A 16,984-nucleotide genomic window follows, 5' to 3' on the forward strand; every position below is an offset into this window, starting at 1 on the left:
AAATTAGAGTGTTTTTTGCACGAATTTGGTGCATCACCTGACCCAAGGTCCGGCATGAAATTTTGTTCATAAATAAATGTTTGTGCGTTGACAGCAAAGACGGCCGGATGCTCTGATGATTGAGTAAAGAATCCATGCGGACTCTTTACATAAGACCTACAAACGACTTGGTGTTCATTGTTTTCACAAGGGAGAGAGAAATAATGATGGTTGAAACAGTAGTGGCGCGATCCGTGCGTCTGGCATGCGTCGGCGGTTTGCTGGGACTGAGCCTGAGCGCTCCGCTGGCGCAAGCCCAAACCGGCGACCAGCCGATCCAGCGCGTCGAAGTGACGGGCTCCTCGATCAAGCGCCTGGTATCGGAAACGGCTAACCCGCTGACGGTGATCCGCGCGGACGATTTCGTCAAGCAAGGCTTGACCACGGCCCAGGAAGTGCTGGACCGCATCCCTTCGAACAGCTCCAGCTTTGGCTCCAGCAATGTGGTCGGCGGCAACAGCAGCGGCTTGCCCACGGGCGGCCAGGCCAGCGCCGACTTGCGCGGTCTGGGCGGCGACAAAACCCTGGTGCTGCTGAACGGCCGCCGCATCGCCAACCACCCGTATGACGGCGCCAGCGTCGACCTGAACATCATTCCAGTCTCGGCGCTGGAACGGGTCGAGGTATTGCGCGACGGCGCTTCGGCCATCTACGGCACCGACGCCATCGGCGGCGTCATCAACTTCATCACCAAACGCTCGGTCACCACCACCACCATCACGGGCGAAATCATCGCGCCGCGCAAAGTGGGCGCCGACGAGCACCGCGTCAATCTGTCGAGCGGCTTCGGCGACCTGGAGAAGGACGGCTACAATGTGTTCGGCGTGTTCGACTATCACAAGCTGGACATCCTGACCTCGCAACAGCGCGAGTTCTCGAAAACCGGCGTGATCCCCGAGCGCGGTCTGAACCTGACCTCCGGCACCACCTACCCGGGTAACTACTTCGACCCGACCTCGGGCGCCGCCGGCAATCCCGGCTTCGCCAAGGGCTGCGACGCGCCGCTGTCCGTGCCGCGCGCCAGCAACGGCACCTGCCGCGAAGACTACACCCGCCTGATCGACGATCTGCCGGCGCAAAAGCAGACCGCCTTCTTCGGCAAGGCCACCTTCAAGATCAATAACGACCATCAGGCGTCGATCGAATACCTGCACTCGGAAAACGATGTGGTGTCGCACACCGCGCCGCCGCCGCAAACCGGCCTGATCCTGCCAAAATCGAGCAAATACTATCCGGGCAATTCGGGCGGCGTGCCGGCCATGCCGGGCCTGTCGGGCGACCCGCTGTCGGTCAACTGGCGCCCAACCGAAGCTGGCCAGCGCGAAATCAATTCCAAGGGCGCGGCCGACCGCCTCAGCATCGCCGCCGAAGGCTTGTTCAAGGACTGGGATTACAAGACTGGCTTCACGCTGTCCGAAAGCCGTTCGGCGGAATACTTCACCGGCGGCTATGTACGCGATGAAAGCTTCGCCGCCGGCGTCTTCAACGGCACCCTGAACCCGTTCGGCCTGCAGGACGCGGCCGGCAAGACCTACCTGGCCAGCACCGCGCTGCGCGGCCAGGTCCAGAGCGGCAAGACCCGCAACACCGGCATCGACGCCAAGGCCAGCCGCGAACTGATGGACCTCGGCGGCGGCAAGCTGGCGGTGGCGGTCGGCGGCGAACTGCGCCGCGAAGAAGCGGACTTCTTCGTCAATCGCGACATCGCCGGCCAGGCCGCCAGCTCCGGCCTGTCGGGTTCGCAATCGACCAACGGTTCCCGCACCATCAAGGCGGTCTTCGGCGAACTGAACATGCCGCTGATCAAGGACCTGGAAGTACAGTTCGCGACCCGCTACGACAAGTATAGCGACGTCGGCAGCACCACCAATCCGAAACTGGGCGTGCGTTACCAGCCGACCAAGCAGGTGCTGCTGCGCGGCTCGGCCTCGACCGGTTTCCGCGCGCCGACGCTGTTCGAGAAAAACGCGCCGCGTTCGAAGAACGACACCAACAACTCGTATAACGATCCGGTCCTGTGCCCGGGCGGCGTGCTGTCGTCCAACCCGATCGCCAATCCTTTGCGCGACTGCGACCTGCAACAGTTCAAGCTGCAAGGCGGCAACGCCAACCTGAGCCCGGAAAAATCCAAGACCTATTCGGTCGGCGTCGTGCTGGAGCCTGTCCAGCAAGTCACGCTGGCGCTGGACTACTGGAACATCCGCCTGAAGGACAAGATCAACGCGCTGCCGGAAGAAGCCATCTACGGCGACTATGCCAAGTACAAGGAACGCTTCCTGCGCAATCCGGACGGCTCGCCTTACGCCATCCTGGACTTGAAGGAAAACCTGGGCAAGGTCAACACTGACGGCGTCGACATGAGCCTGACGCTGCGCTCCGGCACCACCGGCTATGGCAACTTCACGCTGACCGTGGACGGCACCTATGTCCACAAGTATGAGTACCAGGACGAGCGCGACGGTCCATTCATCCAGAACGTCGGCCGCTACGCCGCCAACAATCCGGTGTTCCGCTGGAAGCACAACGCCGCGCTGAACTGGCGCCTGGGCACCTGGAGCGCCACGCTGGCCCAGTCGTACAAGTCCGGCTACACCGACCAGAACCTGGACATCGCGCCTCAGTTCAAGAACTCGGTACCGTCGTACTCGCTGTGGAACCTGTCGGGCACCTACACCGGCTTCGCGGGCTTGAGCCTGACCGCCGGCGTGAAGAACCTGCTGGACAAGGAACCACCGTTCTCGAACCAGGGTACGCTGTTCCAGAAGGGTTACGATCCACGCTACACGGATCCGGTCGGCCGCGCACTGTACGCCCGCGCCAGCTACACCTTCTAAGCTAGTTTAGCTCCTGCCCCAGTGGCGATGCCCCGGCCCCGGCCGGCGCATCGCCACTTTCTTTTGGGCGCTTAGAACTTGTAGTTGCCCGTGATGTAGAACGCGCGGCCGGCCGGATCGGTGTAGCGTCCGTCGTAGCCGAGCTGGTTGCCGCCGCCGGCGTTCTGCAAGGTCAGCGGTGGATTGCGGTCGAACAGGTTCTTGATGCCGCCGGTCAGCGTGAAGCGGCCGAAGTCATACTTGCCCTGCCAGTCGAAGGTGGTGTACGACGGCGTCCACAAGCCGGCAAAGTCCACCGAATCGCTGCCGCGGCTGCCGTCCGGATTGACCGGGAAGATCGCCGTGCCGGCCGGATAAGCCTGGTCGTGGTAGCCGGACTTGTAGTGCGCCGTCAGCGTGTTGGTCAGCTTGCCGTTGGTCAGGCTCAGCGCCAGGTTGCTCTGCACGCGGAACACCACCGCGTTGTCCGGCCCGAAGCGGCCGAGGTCGGAATTGATGTCGCCGCCGGCGGTTGTGGTGTAGTTCTGCTTGATCATATACGTGCCGGTCCAGGCCGCCTTCCAGTCGCCGAACGGCGACTTGTTGCGGTAGCTGAAGTCCCAGTCGACGCCGCGGTAATTCGCCACGCCGCCATTGATCGGCGCCTGGATGTAGGCGATCGTGGTGTAGCCGGCAGGGTCGGGATAGGGATTGACGAACAGGCGCTGGTACTGCTGCGGATTGGCGAAGCCCACCTGCTCCGGTATGCCGGCCGACAGCACCTGGTTGCGGATCTGGACGTTCCACAAATCCAGTCCCAGCGACAGGCCGCGCAGCGCCTCGATGCGGCCGCCCAGCGTCCACTGTTTGGACTTTTCCGGTTGCAGGCCGTCGCTGCCGCTGGCGCCGTTCGGCCCGTTCAGCAAATCGTACTGCGCCTGGGCCGCCACCTGGCAACCCGGCGATCCCGGGAACGGACAGCGGTAGCTGCCGGCGGTGCTGCCATAGAAGGTCGGCGCGCCGGCGATGTCGCTGATGTTGGGCGTCTTGAAGCCGGTGCCGTAGGCCGCCCGCAACAGCAGGCTCTCGACCGGCGTCCAGCGCGCGCTGACCTTGTAGGTGCCGGCGCTGAACGAGTTGCCGACCTCGCCGGACGGCAGCAGCGGCCGCAGGCCGCTGGCGTCGGCCAGCTTGGCGAAGATGTACTCGCTGTGGGTCTTGTCGTAGCTGTCGTAGCGGCCCGAGACGGTGGCCTCGAAGGTCTTCGCCAGCGGCAGCAGCACCTCGCTGTAGATGCCCCAGTTGTCGCGGCGGGCGTCGAACGGCACCTGGCCGTAGTTGCCGCCCACCGGATAGTTGCCCGATGCCGGCTGGGTCGAATAGCCGGAGTTGGACAGGATGGTCGGATGGTAGGCGATCTGGTAGCGGGTCTTCGAATAGTCGCCGCCCAGCGAGATGATGGACGTGCCGCCAGGCAGGCTGAACAGGTCGTGCTGCGCGCCGGCGTGCAGCGTGTTCAGCTTGGAGGTGTTGGTCGAGAACGTGGTGCCGTTGACCAGCGCGCCGCGCAGCTGGTCGGCGCCGCTGCCCATCACCGGATCGTAGGCGCCGGACGCCACCAGCGCGTTGAGCTTGTCGAAGTCCGTGTAGCCGCCGTAGGCGTTATCCTTGATCTTGCTTTCCGAAAGGATCACGCTGGCGTTGTAAGCCCAGCCCCAGGCGTTGCCGTCGATGCCGACGGCGAAGTGTCGGGCGTCGGTGATGTATTCGTCGGCGCGGCCGCCGACCAGCACCGAACGGTAGCCCAGCGTGCCGTCGCCGGTGGGATTCTCCAGGTTGTTGGCGTCCAGGTAGGGCTGGATGTAGCGCGCATACAGCTGCGGGAAGCGGTCGGTGGAATTGACGCCCATCGGCTGCGCGGACGGCGCGTACTGCGCGGTCATCGAATAGCTCGACAACACCAGTTCGCCCCACAGGCGGGTGTCGTCGTTCAGTTGCCAGGTGCCCTTCAGCAGGCCGCTGTCGCGCCGCGAACCGGGCACATCCTCGACGGTGGCGCCGTAGTTGAAGCCGCACTGGGTATCGAGCGGGCCGGCCAGCGGGCCGCCGCAATTGCCGTTGGCGATCTGGTAGGGATTGATCGCCACGCCGGTCGTGGCGACGCTGTCGGCCGAGCCGCGCGGACGCACGTTGAACGAGACGTTGGCCGGTTCGGTGTTGGCGGTGCGCTGGTCGAACCAGTACTGCTTGCCGCCGCTGTTGAACTTGAAGAACGCGCCCTGCGCCGAAAAGCTACGCTGCAGCGCCGTGATGCGCTGCTGCTCGTCGTGGCTGTACGAGAACAGGATGTTGAACTTGTCGTTGTCGAGATCGCCCCAGCCCTTGGTCAGGCCGGCGCTGTTCCACTTGCCGCCGGAGGCGCGCGGCTGGCCGTAGGTGGCGTAAGCCTCGCCCTTGGTCATGTTCTTTTTCAGGATGAAGTTGACCACGCCGGCGATCGCGTCCGAGCCGTACAGCGCGGAGGCGCCGTCGCCGAGGATCTCGACCCGCTCCACCGCCTCCAGCGGGATGCTCTCGATGTTGACGGCGTAGCCGCCGCCCTGGCCGTTGCCGAGCAGGCTGGGCGCCATGCGCTGGCCGTCCAGCAGCACCAGCGTGTATTTCGACGGCAGCGAGTGCAGCGCGGCCGTGGTGACGCCGGCGCCGCCGCCGTTGACCGAACTGGACGAGGGCACGAAGCCCTGCATCGACGGCAGCATCTGGATCAGATCGGTCGCGGAGGTGGCGCCGCTCTGTTTGATGTCGGCCGCGGTCAGCACCTGCACCGGCAGCGCGCCCTCCTTGGCGATGCGCTTGATCGCCGAGCCGGTGATCTCGACCCGCTGGATGGGCTGCTTATCGGTTGCGGCGTCTTGCGCGATGGCCGGCAATGCCAGCAAACCGAAGCCGGCGATGGCGCCGCCCGAAAACATCAATCGCAATGAACGCGACAACACTCTTTCTTGAATCATGACTTACCTCCGATATTATTTTTTGAATGCACCGGTCCGACGCCCGCTGCCGGGGTGGCAACGGGTCGCGCTGAAAACAGGACAGGTGAATTAACGTAGAAGGGTGTTCGAAGACACCATCCATGCTTAGTATAAAAACATGCCAAGAAGGTAAGGTCAATCGAACTCGTGATGCATTCGGGGTTCTTACAACACTCTTGATAGCAATCCGCAAAAACAAAGGGCCCCATATAGCCATTGGGGCCCTTTGTATCAAGAGTGTAACGGCGCTACATTATTTTACTTTGCGGCGGCCTCGGCCGCCTGGGTGGCGAGGCGGCGCTGGCGCACGGCGGCGGCCAGGTCGTGCAGCACCTGCACGCTGCTGTCCCAGTCGATGCAACCGTCGGTGACCGACTGGCCGTAAGTCAGCTCCTTGCCCGGCACCAGATCCTGGCGGCCGGCCACCAGGTGGGATTCCACCATCACGCCGACGATGCGGTTGTCGCCGCCGGCCACCTGGCGGCCGATGTCGGCGCACACCGGCACCTGGTTCTCCGGCTTCTTCGAGCTGTTGGCGTGCGAGGCGTCGATCATCAGGCGCGCCGCCAGGCCCTGGGCCGCGATCGCCTTGCAGGCTTCATCGACGCTGGCGGCGTCGTAGTTCGGGGTCTTGCCGCCGCGCAGAATGATGTGGCAATCCTCGTTGCCGTTGGTCGAGACAATGGCCGAGTGGCCGCCCTTGGTGACGGACAGGAAATGGTGCGGCTGCGACGCCGCCTTGATCGCCTCGACCGCGATCTTGACGTTGCCGTCGGTGCCGTTCTTGAAGCCGACCGGGCACGACAGGCCGGAAGCGAGCTCGCGGTGCACCTGCGATTCCGTGGTGCGGGCGCCGATCGCGCCCCAGCTGATCAGGTCGGCGATGTACTGCGGGCTGATCACGTCCAGGTATTCGGTGCCGGCCGGCAGGCCCAGCTCGTTGATGTCGCGCAGCAGTTCGCGCGCCATGCGCAGGCCGTCGTTGATGCGGAAGCTGCTGTCCATGTACGGGTCGTTGATCATGCCCTTCCAGCCGACGGTGGTGCGCGGTTTCTCGAAGTAGACGCGCATGACGATCTCCAGGTCGCCGGCCAGTTCGCGGCGCAGCACCACCAGGCGGCGCGCATATTCCATCGCCGCCTTCGGATCGTGGATGGAGCACGGGCCGACCACCACCATCAGGCGGTCGTCCTGGCCATGCAGGATACGGTGCAGCGCGATGCGGGCGTCAGCGGCGGTTTGCTCGGCCTGTTCCGAACACGCGAATTCGCGTATCAGATGGGACGGCGGCGTCAATTCCTTCATTTCGCGGATGCGCAAATCATCGGTACGGGGCATGCTGTTCTCCAGGTGATGAATCAAAAAATATGGGTAAAAAAAAACCGCCTCGGGAGGCGGTTTTTTGGAATTTGCTGGAACTCGTCTTTGCTTCTACGTGCACCGGCCGCTACTCCACCGCCTTTGGGTTGGAATTGCTAAAGTAAAAGTAGCCGGTAAAGAAGAAGCAGGTCATGTACGGGTTTCCGTGGGTGTTTAAATGACTATAACGCTATTGTTCGCGGGTTGGCAAGTAGTTTATGGCTATAAGCTAATGCTCAGGCCGTGCCGCCCACCGTCACGCCGTCGATGCGCAGCGTCGGCTGGCCCACGCCCACCGGCACGCTCTGGCCTTCCTTGCCGCACACGCCCACGCCCGGGTCCAGGCGCATGTCGTTGCCGATCATGGAGACGCGGTTCAGCACTTCCGGACCGTTGCCGATCAGCGTGGCGCCCTTGACCGGGTAGGTCACCTTGCCGTCCTCGATCATGTAGGCCTCGCTGGCCGAGAACACGAACTTGCCGTTGGTGATGTCGACCTGGCCGCCGCCGAAATTGACCGCGTACAGACCGTTCTTGACCGAGGCCAGAATTTCCGCCGGGTCCTTGTCGCCGCCCAGCATATAGGTGTTGGTCATGCGCGGCATCGGCAGGTGGGCGAACGATTCGCGGCGGGCGTTGCCCGTCACCGGCATCTTCATCAGGCGCGCGTTCATGGTGTCCTGGATGTAGCCTTTCAGGATGCCGTCCTCGATCAGCGTGGTGCACTGGGTCGGGTTGCCTTCATCGTCGATGTTGAGCGAGCCGCGGCGGTCGGCCAGCGTGCCGTCGTCCACCACCGTCACGCCCTTGGCGGCGACGCGCTCGCCGATCATGCCGGAGAAGGTCGACGAACCCTTGCGGTTGAAGTCGCCCTCCAGGCCGTGGCCGATCGCTTCGTGCAGCAGGATGCCGGGCCAGCCTGGCCCCAGCACGACGGTCATCGGACCGGCCGGCGCCGGGCGCGCATCGAGGTTGACCACCGCCGAGTTGACGGCGTCGGTCGCGTATTGTTCCAGCAGCGTATCGCTGAAGTAGCCGTAGTCGTAGCGGCCGCCGCCGCCGGACGAACCCATCTCGCGACGGCCGTTCTGCTCGACGATCACGGTCAGCGACACGCGCACCAGCGGGCGGATGTCGGCAGCCAGCACGCCGTCGCTGCGCACCACCAGCACCACATCGTATTCGCCGGCCAGGCTGGCCATCACCTGCACCACGCGCGGGTCCTTGGCGCGCGCCATTTTTTCGATGCGCTCCAGCAGCTTGACCTTGGCGGTCGCGTCCAGCGAGACCAGCGGATCGTGCGGCAGGTACAGCGAGCGGCCGCCGCTCGGCGTCATCGCGCCGGCCACCTTGATCTTGCCGGCGCCGGCGCGGGCGATGGTGCGCGTGGCCGAGGCCGCGTCCATCAGGGCCGCTTCCGAGATGTCGTCCGAGTAGGCGAAGGCGGTCTTGTCGCCGGAGACGGCGCGCACGCCGACACCCTGGTCGATCGAGAAGCTGCCGGTCTTGACGATGCCCTCTTCCAGGCTCCAGCCTTCGTTTTTGGTGAACTGGAAATACAGGTCGGCGTAGTCGACCTTGTGGGTGAACATCGAGCCCAGCGTCTTGAGCAGCTTGGCTTCGTCCAGTCCGAACGGCGTCAGCAGGATGTCGCGCGCCACGGCAAGGGTGGACAGATTCGGTTCAAATGGCTTCATGATGGTGTCTTTTAGTAGTGTGGTGCAATTGTAGCGGAGTTCACATGGTCCGGTGTTTGAGCGCAGGCAGGCTCTGGCGGACGCTGTCCATGAACACCAGGTCGATATCGCCGTGGACCGTGCCCTCGCCCTCGGCCAGCACGGACTTGACCGCGCCCCACGGGTCGATCAGCATGCTGTGGCCCCAGGTGCGGCGGCCGTTCGGATGGTTGCCGCCCTGCGCCGCCGCCAGCACATAGCACTGGTTTTCGATGGCGCGCGCGCGCAGCAGGATTTCCCAGTGCGCGTGGCCGGTGGTGTAGGTGAACGCGGCCGGCACGACGATCAGCGACACCGGCCCCATCGCGCGGTACAGCTCGGGGAAGCGCAGGTCGTAGCAGACCGACATGCCGACCTTGCCGAACGGCGCCTCGAACACGCCGACGTTCTTGCCCGGCACGATGGTCTTCGATTCGTTGTACGACTCCGTGCCCTTGGTGAAGCCGAACAGATGGATCTTGTCGTAGCGGCCCACGTGCTCGCCCTGCGGGTTGTAGACCAGCGTGGTGTTGATGACTTTTTCGGCGTCGTCGGAGGCCAGCGGCAAGGTGCCGCCGATCAGCCAGATCTCCAGCTCCTTGGCCAGCGACGACATGAAGTCCTGGATCGGCCCGCGGCCCAGCGGCTCGGCCACGCCCACCTTGTCGCTGTCGTTCAAGCCCATGATGGCCCAGTATTCAGGCAGCAGCACCATCGTGGCGCCGGTCTCGGCGGCCTGCTTGACGAGGCGGCGCGCGGTGGCGATGTTCTCCGTCACGGACGGCGAGGAAATCATTTGTACTGCGGCGACTGTATTCATGGCTGTCCCGTTCAATTAGTGCATGCCCTTGGCGGCGGGCGGCGGCTCCACTTTGGAGGCATCGAGCTTGGTGACGACCGGCGCCTTCCATGGCCCGGTCACCTGCATATGATAGGTCAAGGCCTTCATCACCGGCGCACTCAGGAACAGCTGCGCCAGGAAGCTGCCCAGGCCGATCACCGGATTGACGGCCAGCGCATACACCAGCGGCGCCGTGCCCAGATTCACTTCCGGTATCACCACCACATGCAGGTTGGTGGTTTCGTTGGCGATGTCGGCGCTGCCGTCCATCAACACGGTGGCGGCGACGCCGTGCATTTTCAAGTTGTCGGTCTTGGCGATGCCGTGGTTGATGGCGGCGTTGGCGGTGATGCCGTCGAACGCCAGGCCGTCGGAAAACACATCATGGAAATCCAGCTTGAGCAGGCGCGGCAAGGCTTGCAGGCTGAGCACGCCGAGCAGCTTGGCGGCGCCCGGATCCTGCTTCAGGAACTGGCCTTTTTCAACGTTGAGCTTGATGTCGCCGGACAGGCTGGGCAGGTCCAGCGCATACGGCAAGCCCTTCCAGGCGATGTCGCCGTTGAGCGTGCCCTTGCCGTTTTTCAGCGTGCCGGCGAAGCCGAAGCGGTCCAGCAATTTGCCGGCGTCGGCAATGTCGAGATTGAAGTTCAGGCCGGTGGTGTGCACACCATCCTTGGTCACCCACTTGCCGGTGCCCCGCAGTTCGCCGTCCGGATTGGCCAGCGACAGCTTGCTGATGCGCCACTCACGCGCATTCGACAGCTGCGCATTGTTGGCTTGCAGTTCCAGCCGGCCCAGCTGCTTGTTGAACAGTTCGAAGCGCTCGACCACCACGTCCAGCGCCGGGATGGTGGCGGCCGCGCTCTTGCCGTCCAACAGTTCCTGCACATCCTTCGAGGCCGACTCCGGGATCACCAGCGACGACAGGCGGGCCGTCACCTTGCCCAGGCCCTGCCCGGTCGACGGTTCGCTCCAGGTCAGGTAGCCGTTGGCCTGGCTGGAATCGACGCTGGCCTGCCACACCGATTTCTGGCGGCTGACGCCGACCACCACGTTTTCCAATTTGCGGTCGCCGATCACCAGTTCGCTGGCGCGGGCGGCGATGGTGTCCGGCATCACGTACTGGGCGATGTCGGCGCCGTCGGTGGCGGATGGCGCGGTGTCGGCCTTGCCGGCGATCTCGGTGCCGAAGTCCAGCCACGAGTCCACATTCAAGGCGCGCAGGCTGATGTTGAAGGCCATGCCGCTGTCCGGCTCCGGCGCCGGCGTGTTCACGCCTATGCCGCCGCGCACCAGCTTCCATGGCGTCTTGCCGGTCTTCTGGCGCTGGTAGCGGGCGGCGATGTTGCCGCCCAAAGCGATGCGCATGTCGTCGTGCACGGCGCCGGCAGCATCCGGCGTGAGCGCGCTGGTGAGCACGAAGCGCACAGGCAATGCATCCGGCGCGGCCTTCCTGACCGGCGCAGGCAGTTCAATGCCGAGGCCGTTGAGCGTGGAGTCGACCGCCACCACCACCTGGTGGTCGCGCGCGGTGACGGTGCCGGTGTAGCGCGTGGCGCCCGAGAAGTGGCTGGCCAGGCGCTGCATGGCCGGCATCGGATAATTCTTGCGGAAGCCTTCGGCCGTCAGCATGCCGCCCAGTTTGACGACGATGGAATTGTCCTTCTGGCTGCCGCCGGTGATGCTGACCGGGCCGCCGAGGAAGGTGCCCGACAGCTGGTTCAGGTTGACGCCGTGTTCGTTGAATTCGATCTTGCCCTGCGACGCCTGCACCGGCGGCAGATCGTTCATCAGCACGATGTCGTTGTTCATCAGTTGCAGCGCGCCCTGCACCTTGGCGTCGATCAGGTGCGACAGCGGCAGGCGCAGGCTCAGCGCCAGCTTGGCGTTGCCTGTGGCCTGGGTTTCGTCGGTGAAGTGCGAGATCCATTCCAGCACCGGGCTGACGGCCATGTACTTGAGGTATTCCTGCATCGGGCCGGCCGCGTTGCCGTCGATTTCCAGCATCGAATCGTGGATCGTCAAATCGGGGATCACCGCCTTCACGCCGGACAGCGCGACGCCGCCGGTGGTGGCGGTGTCGCCGCGGATTTCCATGCGGGCGCGGTCGAACACGAAGCTGCCCTTGATGTGCTCGGCCTGCGGCCACAGCGGCAGCGGCTTGCCGTCCTTGCCCAGCTCCTTGCCGTCGTGCAGGAAGTGGCTAGGCGAATAATTGAGCTTGCCCTCGGTCAGCTTGCCGGCCACGCGGAACTCGCCGCGCGCCTTGTCGGCGCCGGTGTCGCCGTGGAAGGGGAAGTGCGCCAGGTCGCCGCGCAGGCGCAGCGTGACGTCGCTGGCGACGCCGCCTTCGAGCGCACCGGTCAGCCAGGCGCGCAGGTCGTGCGGGGTCTGCATCGGCAGGTAGTTGTCGATGCGGTTGAGCTGGAAGCCGTTCAGCGTGCCGGTCAGGTCGATATTGCCTGCGCCCTTGCCGGCCAGCGGCATCTTGTGCGTGCCTTGCAGCGTGCCGCTCAGGCCCTGCTGCAGGAAGTCCATGCTGTCGATCTGCAGCAGCAGCTGGTTGTCCGGCTCGAACGACCAGCGCGCCTTCAGGTTCAGATGGTCGAAGGGCATCGACGCTTCGCTGAAATAATCCGGCATCTGCAGCACCAGCTGCTGCGAGGCCAGGCTGAAGCTGCCGCCCTGGTCGCTGGCATCGATGGAGCCGCTCAGGTTGTCGAAGCCGGGAATGGCGGGCATGGCGGCGATGGCCGGCGACTTCGCGGTCTTGGCCTGCGCCAGGCGCGGCGGCTGCGGCTTCAGGCCCAGTCCGACCAGGTCGCCCTTGACGCGGTAGGATTGCAGCGCCGGATACGCGCCCTGCCATTCGGCGGAAAAGTTTTGCAGCAGGCCGCGCGGCGCGAAATCGGCCAGCAGCTTGCGCTGGTGCTCGGTCAGCGGCAGGCGCTCGGCAAGGCCGGCCATGGTTTGCAGGTCCAGCTGGCGGGCGCGGATTTCATAGCGCTCCGGCTTGGCGCCGCTGGCGGCGGTATAGTGTTCGGACAGCGAGGTCGGCGCCATCACCAGGCCGTCGCTGGTGGTCAGCGTCAGGTTGCTCAGTTCGATGCTGTGGCCCAGCGCGCCGAAGCGCGGCTTGAGCGCACCCCGCTTCACCAGCGGCGCGGTGGCCGACACTTCTTCGCGGGCGGCGATGCGGCCGGTCAGCTGGCGCAGGTCCAGCAGCGGCAGCTCCTTGCCCAGCACGGCGGACACATCGCGCAGGCCGACGTCGGCGGTGAAGCCGGTCAGGCGCGACTGGTCGATGCCTACCCAGGCGCGCAGCGAACCGCCGCCGCTATTGAGTTCGAACGGGAAGTCCAGCCAGGGTTTCCAGGCCAGCAGGTCGGTGCCGCGGATGTCGGCGTAGACCTCGCCCTTCCACATCGACACATTGGACACCCGCGCGCCGAAAGCCGGATGGGTGAAGTCGGCGCGCACGTCCAGCGGCGCGGCCAGCGCCGACGGCGGCGTCGCCTTCAGCGCGAACTGGTGATGCAGCCACTGGTTGCGCAGCACGATGGTCAGGCCGTCCAGCGCCAGCGGCGGCGCGGCGCGCTGCAGGTCGGTCCATTGCAGGCGGCCTTCGCGGATGACGATTTCGCGCTGCGACAGCAGCCAGTCGGCGCCCTTGCCATCGCTCGGACGGTTGGGATCGATGTAGATGCCGGCCACCAGCAGGCGGCCATCGGCTTCGCGCCGCACGTCGAGCTCGGGCCGCACCAGCTCCAGCGCGTCGAAGCGCACGGCGCCGGCCAGCACGCTCCACCACGAAACGGTGGCCGACACGCTGGGCAGCGCCAGCGCCTGCTTGCCCTGCTGGTCGTGCAGCACCACGTCGCCCAGGAACAGGCTGGGACGCAAGCCCTTCCAGGAAGCGTAGATGCGGGAAATGGTGACGCGGTTGCCCACCGCCTGGCTGGCCGCACGCTCGATATCGCCCTTGTAGTGGTCGATATTCGGCAGCACCGCGTAGCGCAGCGTCAGGAACAGGATGGCGAAGGCGAAGTACAGCAGCAGGAACAGCTTGAGCGTGAAGCCCAGCACATGATGGGTGGCCAGGTTGCAGATGCGATAGGCGGCACGCAGCCGGTGCCAGCGCGCGGCCAAAGGCCCCTCGCCTGTCACAGTCTCCTCTTCTGGTTTTTGCATCAATAAGCTAATAAATCAGGCCATGCGTCAAATAAATCGCTAAACTCGGTTTCAAGCTTTTATGCCTGCGCAGCAATTCTACCGCATCACCTGTGCAAACCAGCGCCACTTATGGCCTGGACGCACCGGTTTTACATGCTTTACAGTGGGTTACGCGCCGCTACCGATCAACCGCCGTCACAACTGCTTCAGGAAACACGTCGCCAATGATTGCACCAACCGTTTCACGTTTTTACCAGCGCTGGCTGGCCGCCGCTCCCGACCGCGCCGCCAAGGCTGATGATTTAGCGCAATTATCGCTTGCCCAGATTAATCTTGCTGATTATTTAGCAAAAGAAGCGGCCAACGTGCCGGAAGGCGCCCCGCCGCTGCCGCTGGTACGCGCCATGCGCCGCCTGCGCAACCTGCTGGTGTGCGTGCTGATACGCCGCGACCTCGGCGGCAAAGCCAATCTGGCCGAGGTGGTGGAGACCATGACGCGCTTCGCCGATTTCGCCATCCAGCGGCACATGCAGGAGCTGCACGCGGAAATGGTGGCGGCCCACGGCACGCCGATCGGCCGCGATTCCGGCCTGCCGCAGCAGCTGATGGTGCTGGCCATGGGCAAGCAAGGCGGCGGCGAGCTCAATGTTTCGTCCGACATCGACCTGATCTTCGTCTACCCGGAGGATGGCGATACCGTCGCCGGGCCGGGCCAGCGCAGCCTGTCCAACCACGAGTTCTTTGTCCGCCTGGGCAAGAAGTTGATCGCCGCTTTGGCGGAGATCACGGAAGATGGCTACACGTTCCGCGTCGATATGGCTTTGCGGCCAAACGGCGGCTCCGGTCCGCTGGCCGCCAGCCTGAACATGGTGGAGCAATACCTGATCGTCCAGGGGCGCGAGTGGGAGCGCTACGCCTGGGTCAAGGCGCGCGCCGTCACCGGCCAGCCCGAGGATATCGCCGCGCTGGACGCCATCGTGCGGCCCTTTGTGTTCCGCCGCTACCTGGACTTCGGCGTGATCGACGCCATCCGCAATATGCACGCGCAGATCCGCGCCGAGGTCAACCGCCAGGAGCGGCTGCACCCGGACCGCAGCAACAACGTCAAGCTGGGGCGCGGCGGCATCCGCGAAATCGAATTCCTGGCCCAGGTGTTCCAGCTGATACGGGGCGGGCGCGACGCCGCCCTGCGCGACCGCTCGACCCGCACCACGCTGCGCATCATCGCCGAAAAAAGTTTGCTAAGCCACGCCATCGTCTATCAACTTCTGGCTTCCTACACCTTCCTGCGCAATCTGGAGCACCGCCTGCAATACCTGGACGACGCCCAGACGCACACGCTGCCGGCCAACGACGCCGACCGCCTGCTGGTGGCCGAGATGATGGGCCTGCCCGACACCGCCACCCTGCTGACCCAGCTGGAGGCGCACCGCCAGTTCGTCGCCGGCCAGTTCGATGAAATGTTCTCGGACAAGACCAGCAACAGCGACAACGACATCGATCCGCAATCGAGCAACGAGTGCGCCGATCCGGACAACCGCGAAGCCATGGTGTCGCGCTTCGCCGCGCTGGGCTTCGACGATCCCGAGGGCGCGGCCAAGCGGCTGATCTCGACCTGGCAGGCGCCGCGCCTGCAATCGATGCCCGAGGCCAGCCGCAACCGCCTGCTGGGATTGGTCAACACCGCGCTACCCATCATCATCCAGTGCTCGCGCGAATCGAGCGGCGGCAGCCAGCAAGCCACCTTGGGCCGGCTGCTGGACTTCCTGGAGGCCATCGCGCGCCGTTCGGCCTATCTGTCGCTGCTGACCGAGTACCCGCACACGCTGGCGCGGGTGATCCGCATGGTGCACGCCAGCGGCTGGGCGGCGCAATTCCTCAGCCAGCATCCCATCCTGCTGGACGAGCTGCTGGACGACCGCGTCCGCAACGCCGTGTTCGACCCGGTGGCGCTGGCGGCCGACCTGGAAACCCAGCTGGCCTCGGCGCTGGGCGATACCGAGCGGCAAATGGATATCCTGCGCGAAATCCACCACGCCCAGCTGTTCCACCTGCTGGCGCAAGACCTGGCCGGCGACCTGACGGTGGAAAAACTGGCCGACCACCTGTCGGCGCTGGCCGACACCATCGTCGCCGCCGCCATCAAGGCGATCTGGCAGACGGTGGCCACGCGCCACCGCGAAGTGCCGCAGTTCGCGGTGATCGCCTACGGCAAGCTGGGCGGCAAGGAGCTGGGCTATGTGTCCGACCTGGACGTGATCTTCCTGTACGACGACAGCGACCAGGAAGCGCCGGCCCAGTACGCCAAGCTGGCGCAGCGTTTTATTACCTGGATGACATCGCACACCTCGGCCGGCATCCTGTTCGACATCGACACCGCGCTGCGGCCGGACGGCGCCAGCGGCATGCTGGTGTCCAGCGTATCGGCGTTCGAGAAATACCAGAGCAATTCGGCCTGGGTGTGGGAGCACCAGGCGCTGACCCGCGCCCGCTTCTGCGCCGGCGACGCCGCCATCGGCCTGCGCTTCGAGGAAATCCGCCAGGCGGTGCTGCGCAAGGAACGTCCGGTCGACGGTCCGCTGAAGCAGGAAGTCATTGCAATGCGGAAACGTATGGTCGACGCCAAGCCCAACCACACCGAACTGTTCGACCTGAAACAAGATCCGGGTGGCATGATCGACATCGAATTCATCGTGCAATTCCTGATCCTGCAGCACGCTGCGGCCTACCCGCAGTTGACCGCCAATTTCGGCAATATTGCACTTTTGAAAATGTGCGGCGAGCTGGGATTGATCGACGCGGAACTGGCGGCCAGGGTCGGCGACGCCTATCGCCAGTTGCGCAAACTGCAACACCAGCTGCGCCTGCAAGGCCAGGACCTGGCGCGCATCGATCCGCAATTGGTGGCCGCGCATGCGCCCCATGTGCTGGCTTTATGGCGCAGCATATTCGATGGCAATGTTGCCACATAACAACGGTTCATTTGTTAAATTGCCAGCACCATGAGTTAAA

General features: G+C 64.7%; 7 protein-coding genes. 2 read left to right on the plus strand and 5 right to left on the minus strand.

What is annotated here, in order from left to right; genetic code table 11:
* The first annotated feature begins 233 nt into the window (after positions 1 to 233).
* Positions 234 to 2,873 carry a TonB-dependent receptor gene (locus GEV01_RS12760; RefSeq protein ID WP_328595506.1) on the plus strand — a complete coding sequence of 880 codons (2,640 nt, stop codon included), beginning with the start codon at positions 234 to 236 and terminating at the stop codon, positions 2,871 to 2,873.
* Between the two features lie 71 nt (positions 2,874 to 2,944).
* On the opposite strand, the gene GEV01_RS12765 is transcribed toward GEV01_RS12760, so the two are convergent.
* From GEV01_RS12765 to GEV01_RS12785, 5 genes are all read right to left on the minus strand, one after another.
* Positions 2,945 to 5,863, minus strand: a complete 2,919-nt coding sequence (locus tag GEV01_RS12765; RefSeq protein ID WP_152804794.1) for a TonB-dependent receptor domain-containing protein — start codon at positions 5,861 to 5,863, stop codon at positions 2,945 to 2,947.
* Positions 5,864 to 6,142: 279 nt separating this feature from the next.
* Positions 6,143 to 7,222, minus strand: coding sequence for a 3-deoxy-7-phosphoheptulonate synthase AroG (gene aroG, locus GEV01_RS12770; RefSeq protein WP_070267395.1), 1,080 nt, complete (start codon positions 7,220 to 7,222; stop codon positions 6,143 to 6,145).
* Positions 7,223 to 7,479: 257 nt separating this feature from the next.
* Entirely contained in the window at positions 7,480 to 8,940 is a 1,461-nt protein-coding gene (gene tldD / locus GEV01_RS12775) for a metalloprotease TldD (RefSeq protein WP_152804796.1), read from the minus strand.
* Between the two features lie 40 nt (positions 8,941 to 8,980).
* On the minus strand, positions 8,981 to 9,778 hold the full coding sequence (locus tag GEV01_RS12780; protein ID WP_152804798.1) for a carbon-nitrogen hydrolase family protein: 798 nt from the start codon (positions 9,776 to 9,778) through the stop codon (positions 8,981 to 8,983).
* 15 nt (positions 9,779 to 9,793) lie between these two features.
* Positions 9,794 to 13,990, minus strand: coding sequence for a YhdP family protein (locus tag GEV01_RS12785; protein WP_152804800.1), 4,197 nt, complete (start codon positions 13,988 to 13,990; stop codon positions 9,794 to 9,796).
* 116 nt (positions 13,991 to 14,106) lie between these two features.
* Here GEV01_RS12785 and glnE point away from each other — a divergent pair, with 116 nt between their 5' ends.
* A complete protein-coding gene (glnE, locus tag GEV01_RS12790; RefSeq protein WP_175023063.1) occupies positions 14,107 to 16,944 on the plus strand; it encodes a bifunctional [glutamate--ammonia ligase]-adenylyl-L-tyrosine phosphorylase/[glutamate--ammonia-ligase] adenylyltransferase in 2,838 nt (945 codons plus the stop codon).
* Positions 16,945 to 16,984 lie beyond the last annotated feature (40 nt).

The organism is Rugamonas rivuli, from assembly GCF_009380165.1.
GTDB lineage: Bacteria > Pseudomonadota > Gammaproteobacteria > Burkholderiales > Burkholderiaceae_D > Rugamonas > Rugamonas rivuli.

Bases quoted from the DNA above. Each gene is read 5' to 3' on its own strand.
- GEV01_RS12765 (WP_152804794.1), bottom strand. From the start codon at position 5,863: ATGATTCAAGAAAGAGTGTTGTCGCGTTCATTGCGATTGATGTTTTCG.
- aroG (WP_070267395.1), bottom strand. From the start codon at position 7,222: ATGCCCCGTACCGATGATTTGCGCATCCGCGAAATGAAGGAATTGACG.
- tldD (WP_152804796.1), bottom strand. From the start codon at position 8,940: ATGAAGCCATTTGAACCGAATCTGTCCACCCTTGCCGTGGCGCGCGAC.
- GEV01_RS12780 (WP_152804798.1), bottom strand. From the start codon at position 9,778: ATGAATACAGTCGCCGCAGTACAAATGATTTCCTCGCCGTCCGTGACG.
- GEV01_RS12785 (WP_152804800.1), bottom strand. From the start codon at position 13,990: ATGCAAAAACCAGAAGAGGAGACTGTGACAGGCGAGGGGCCTTTGGCC.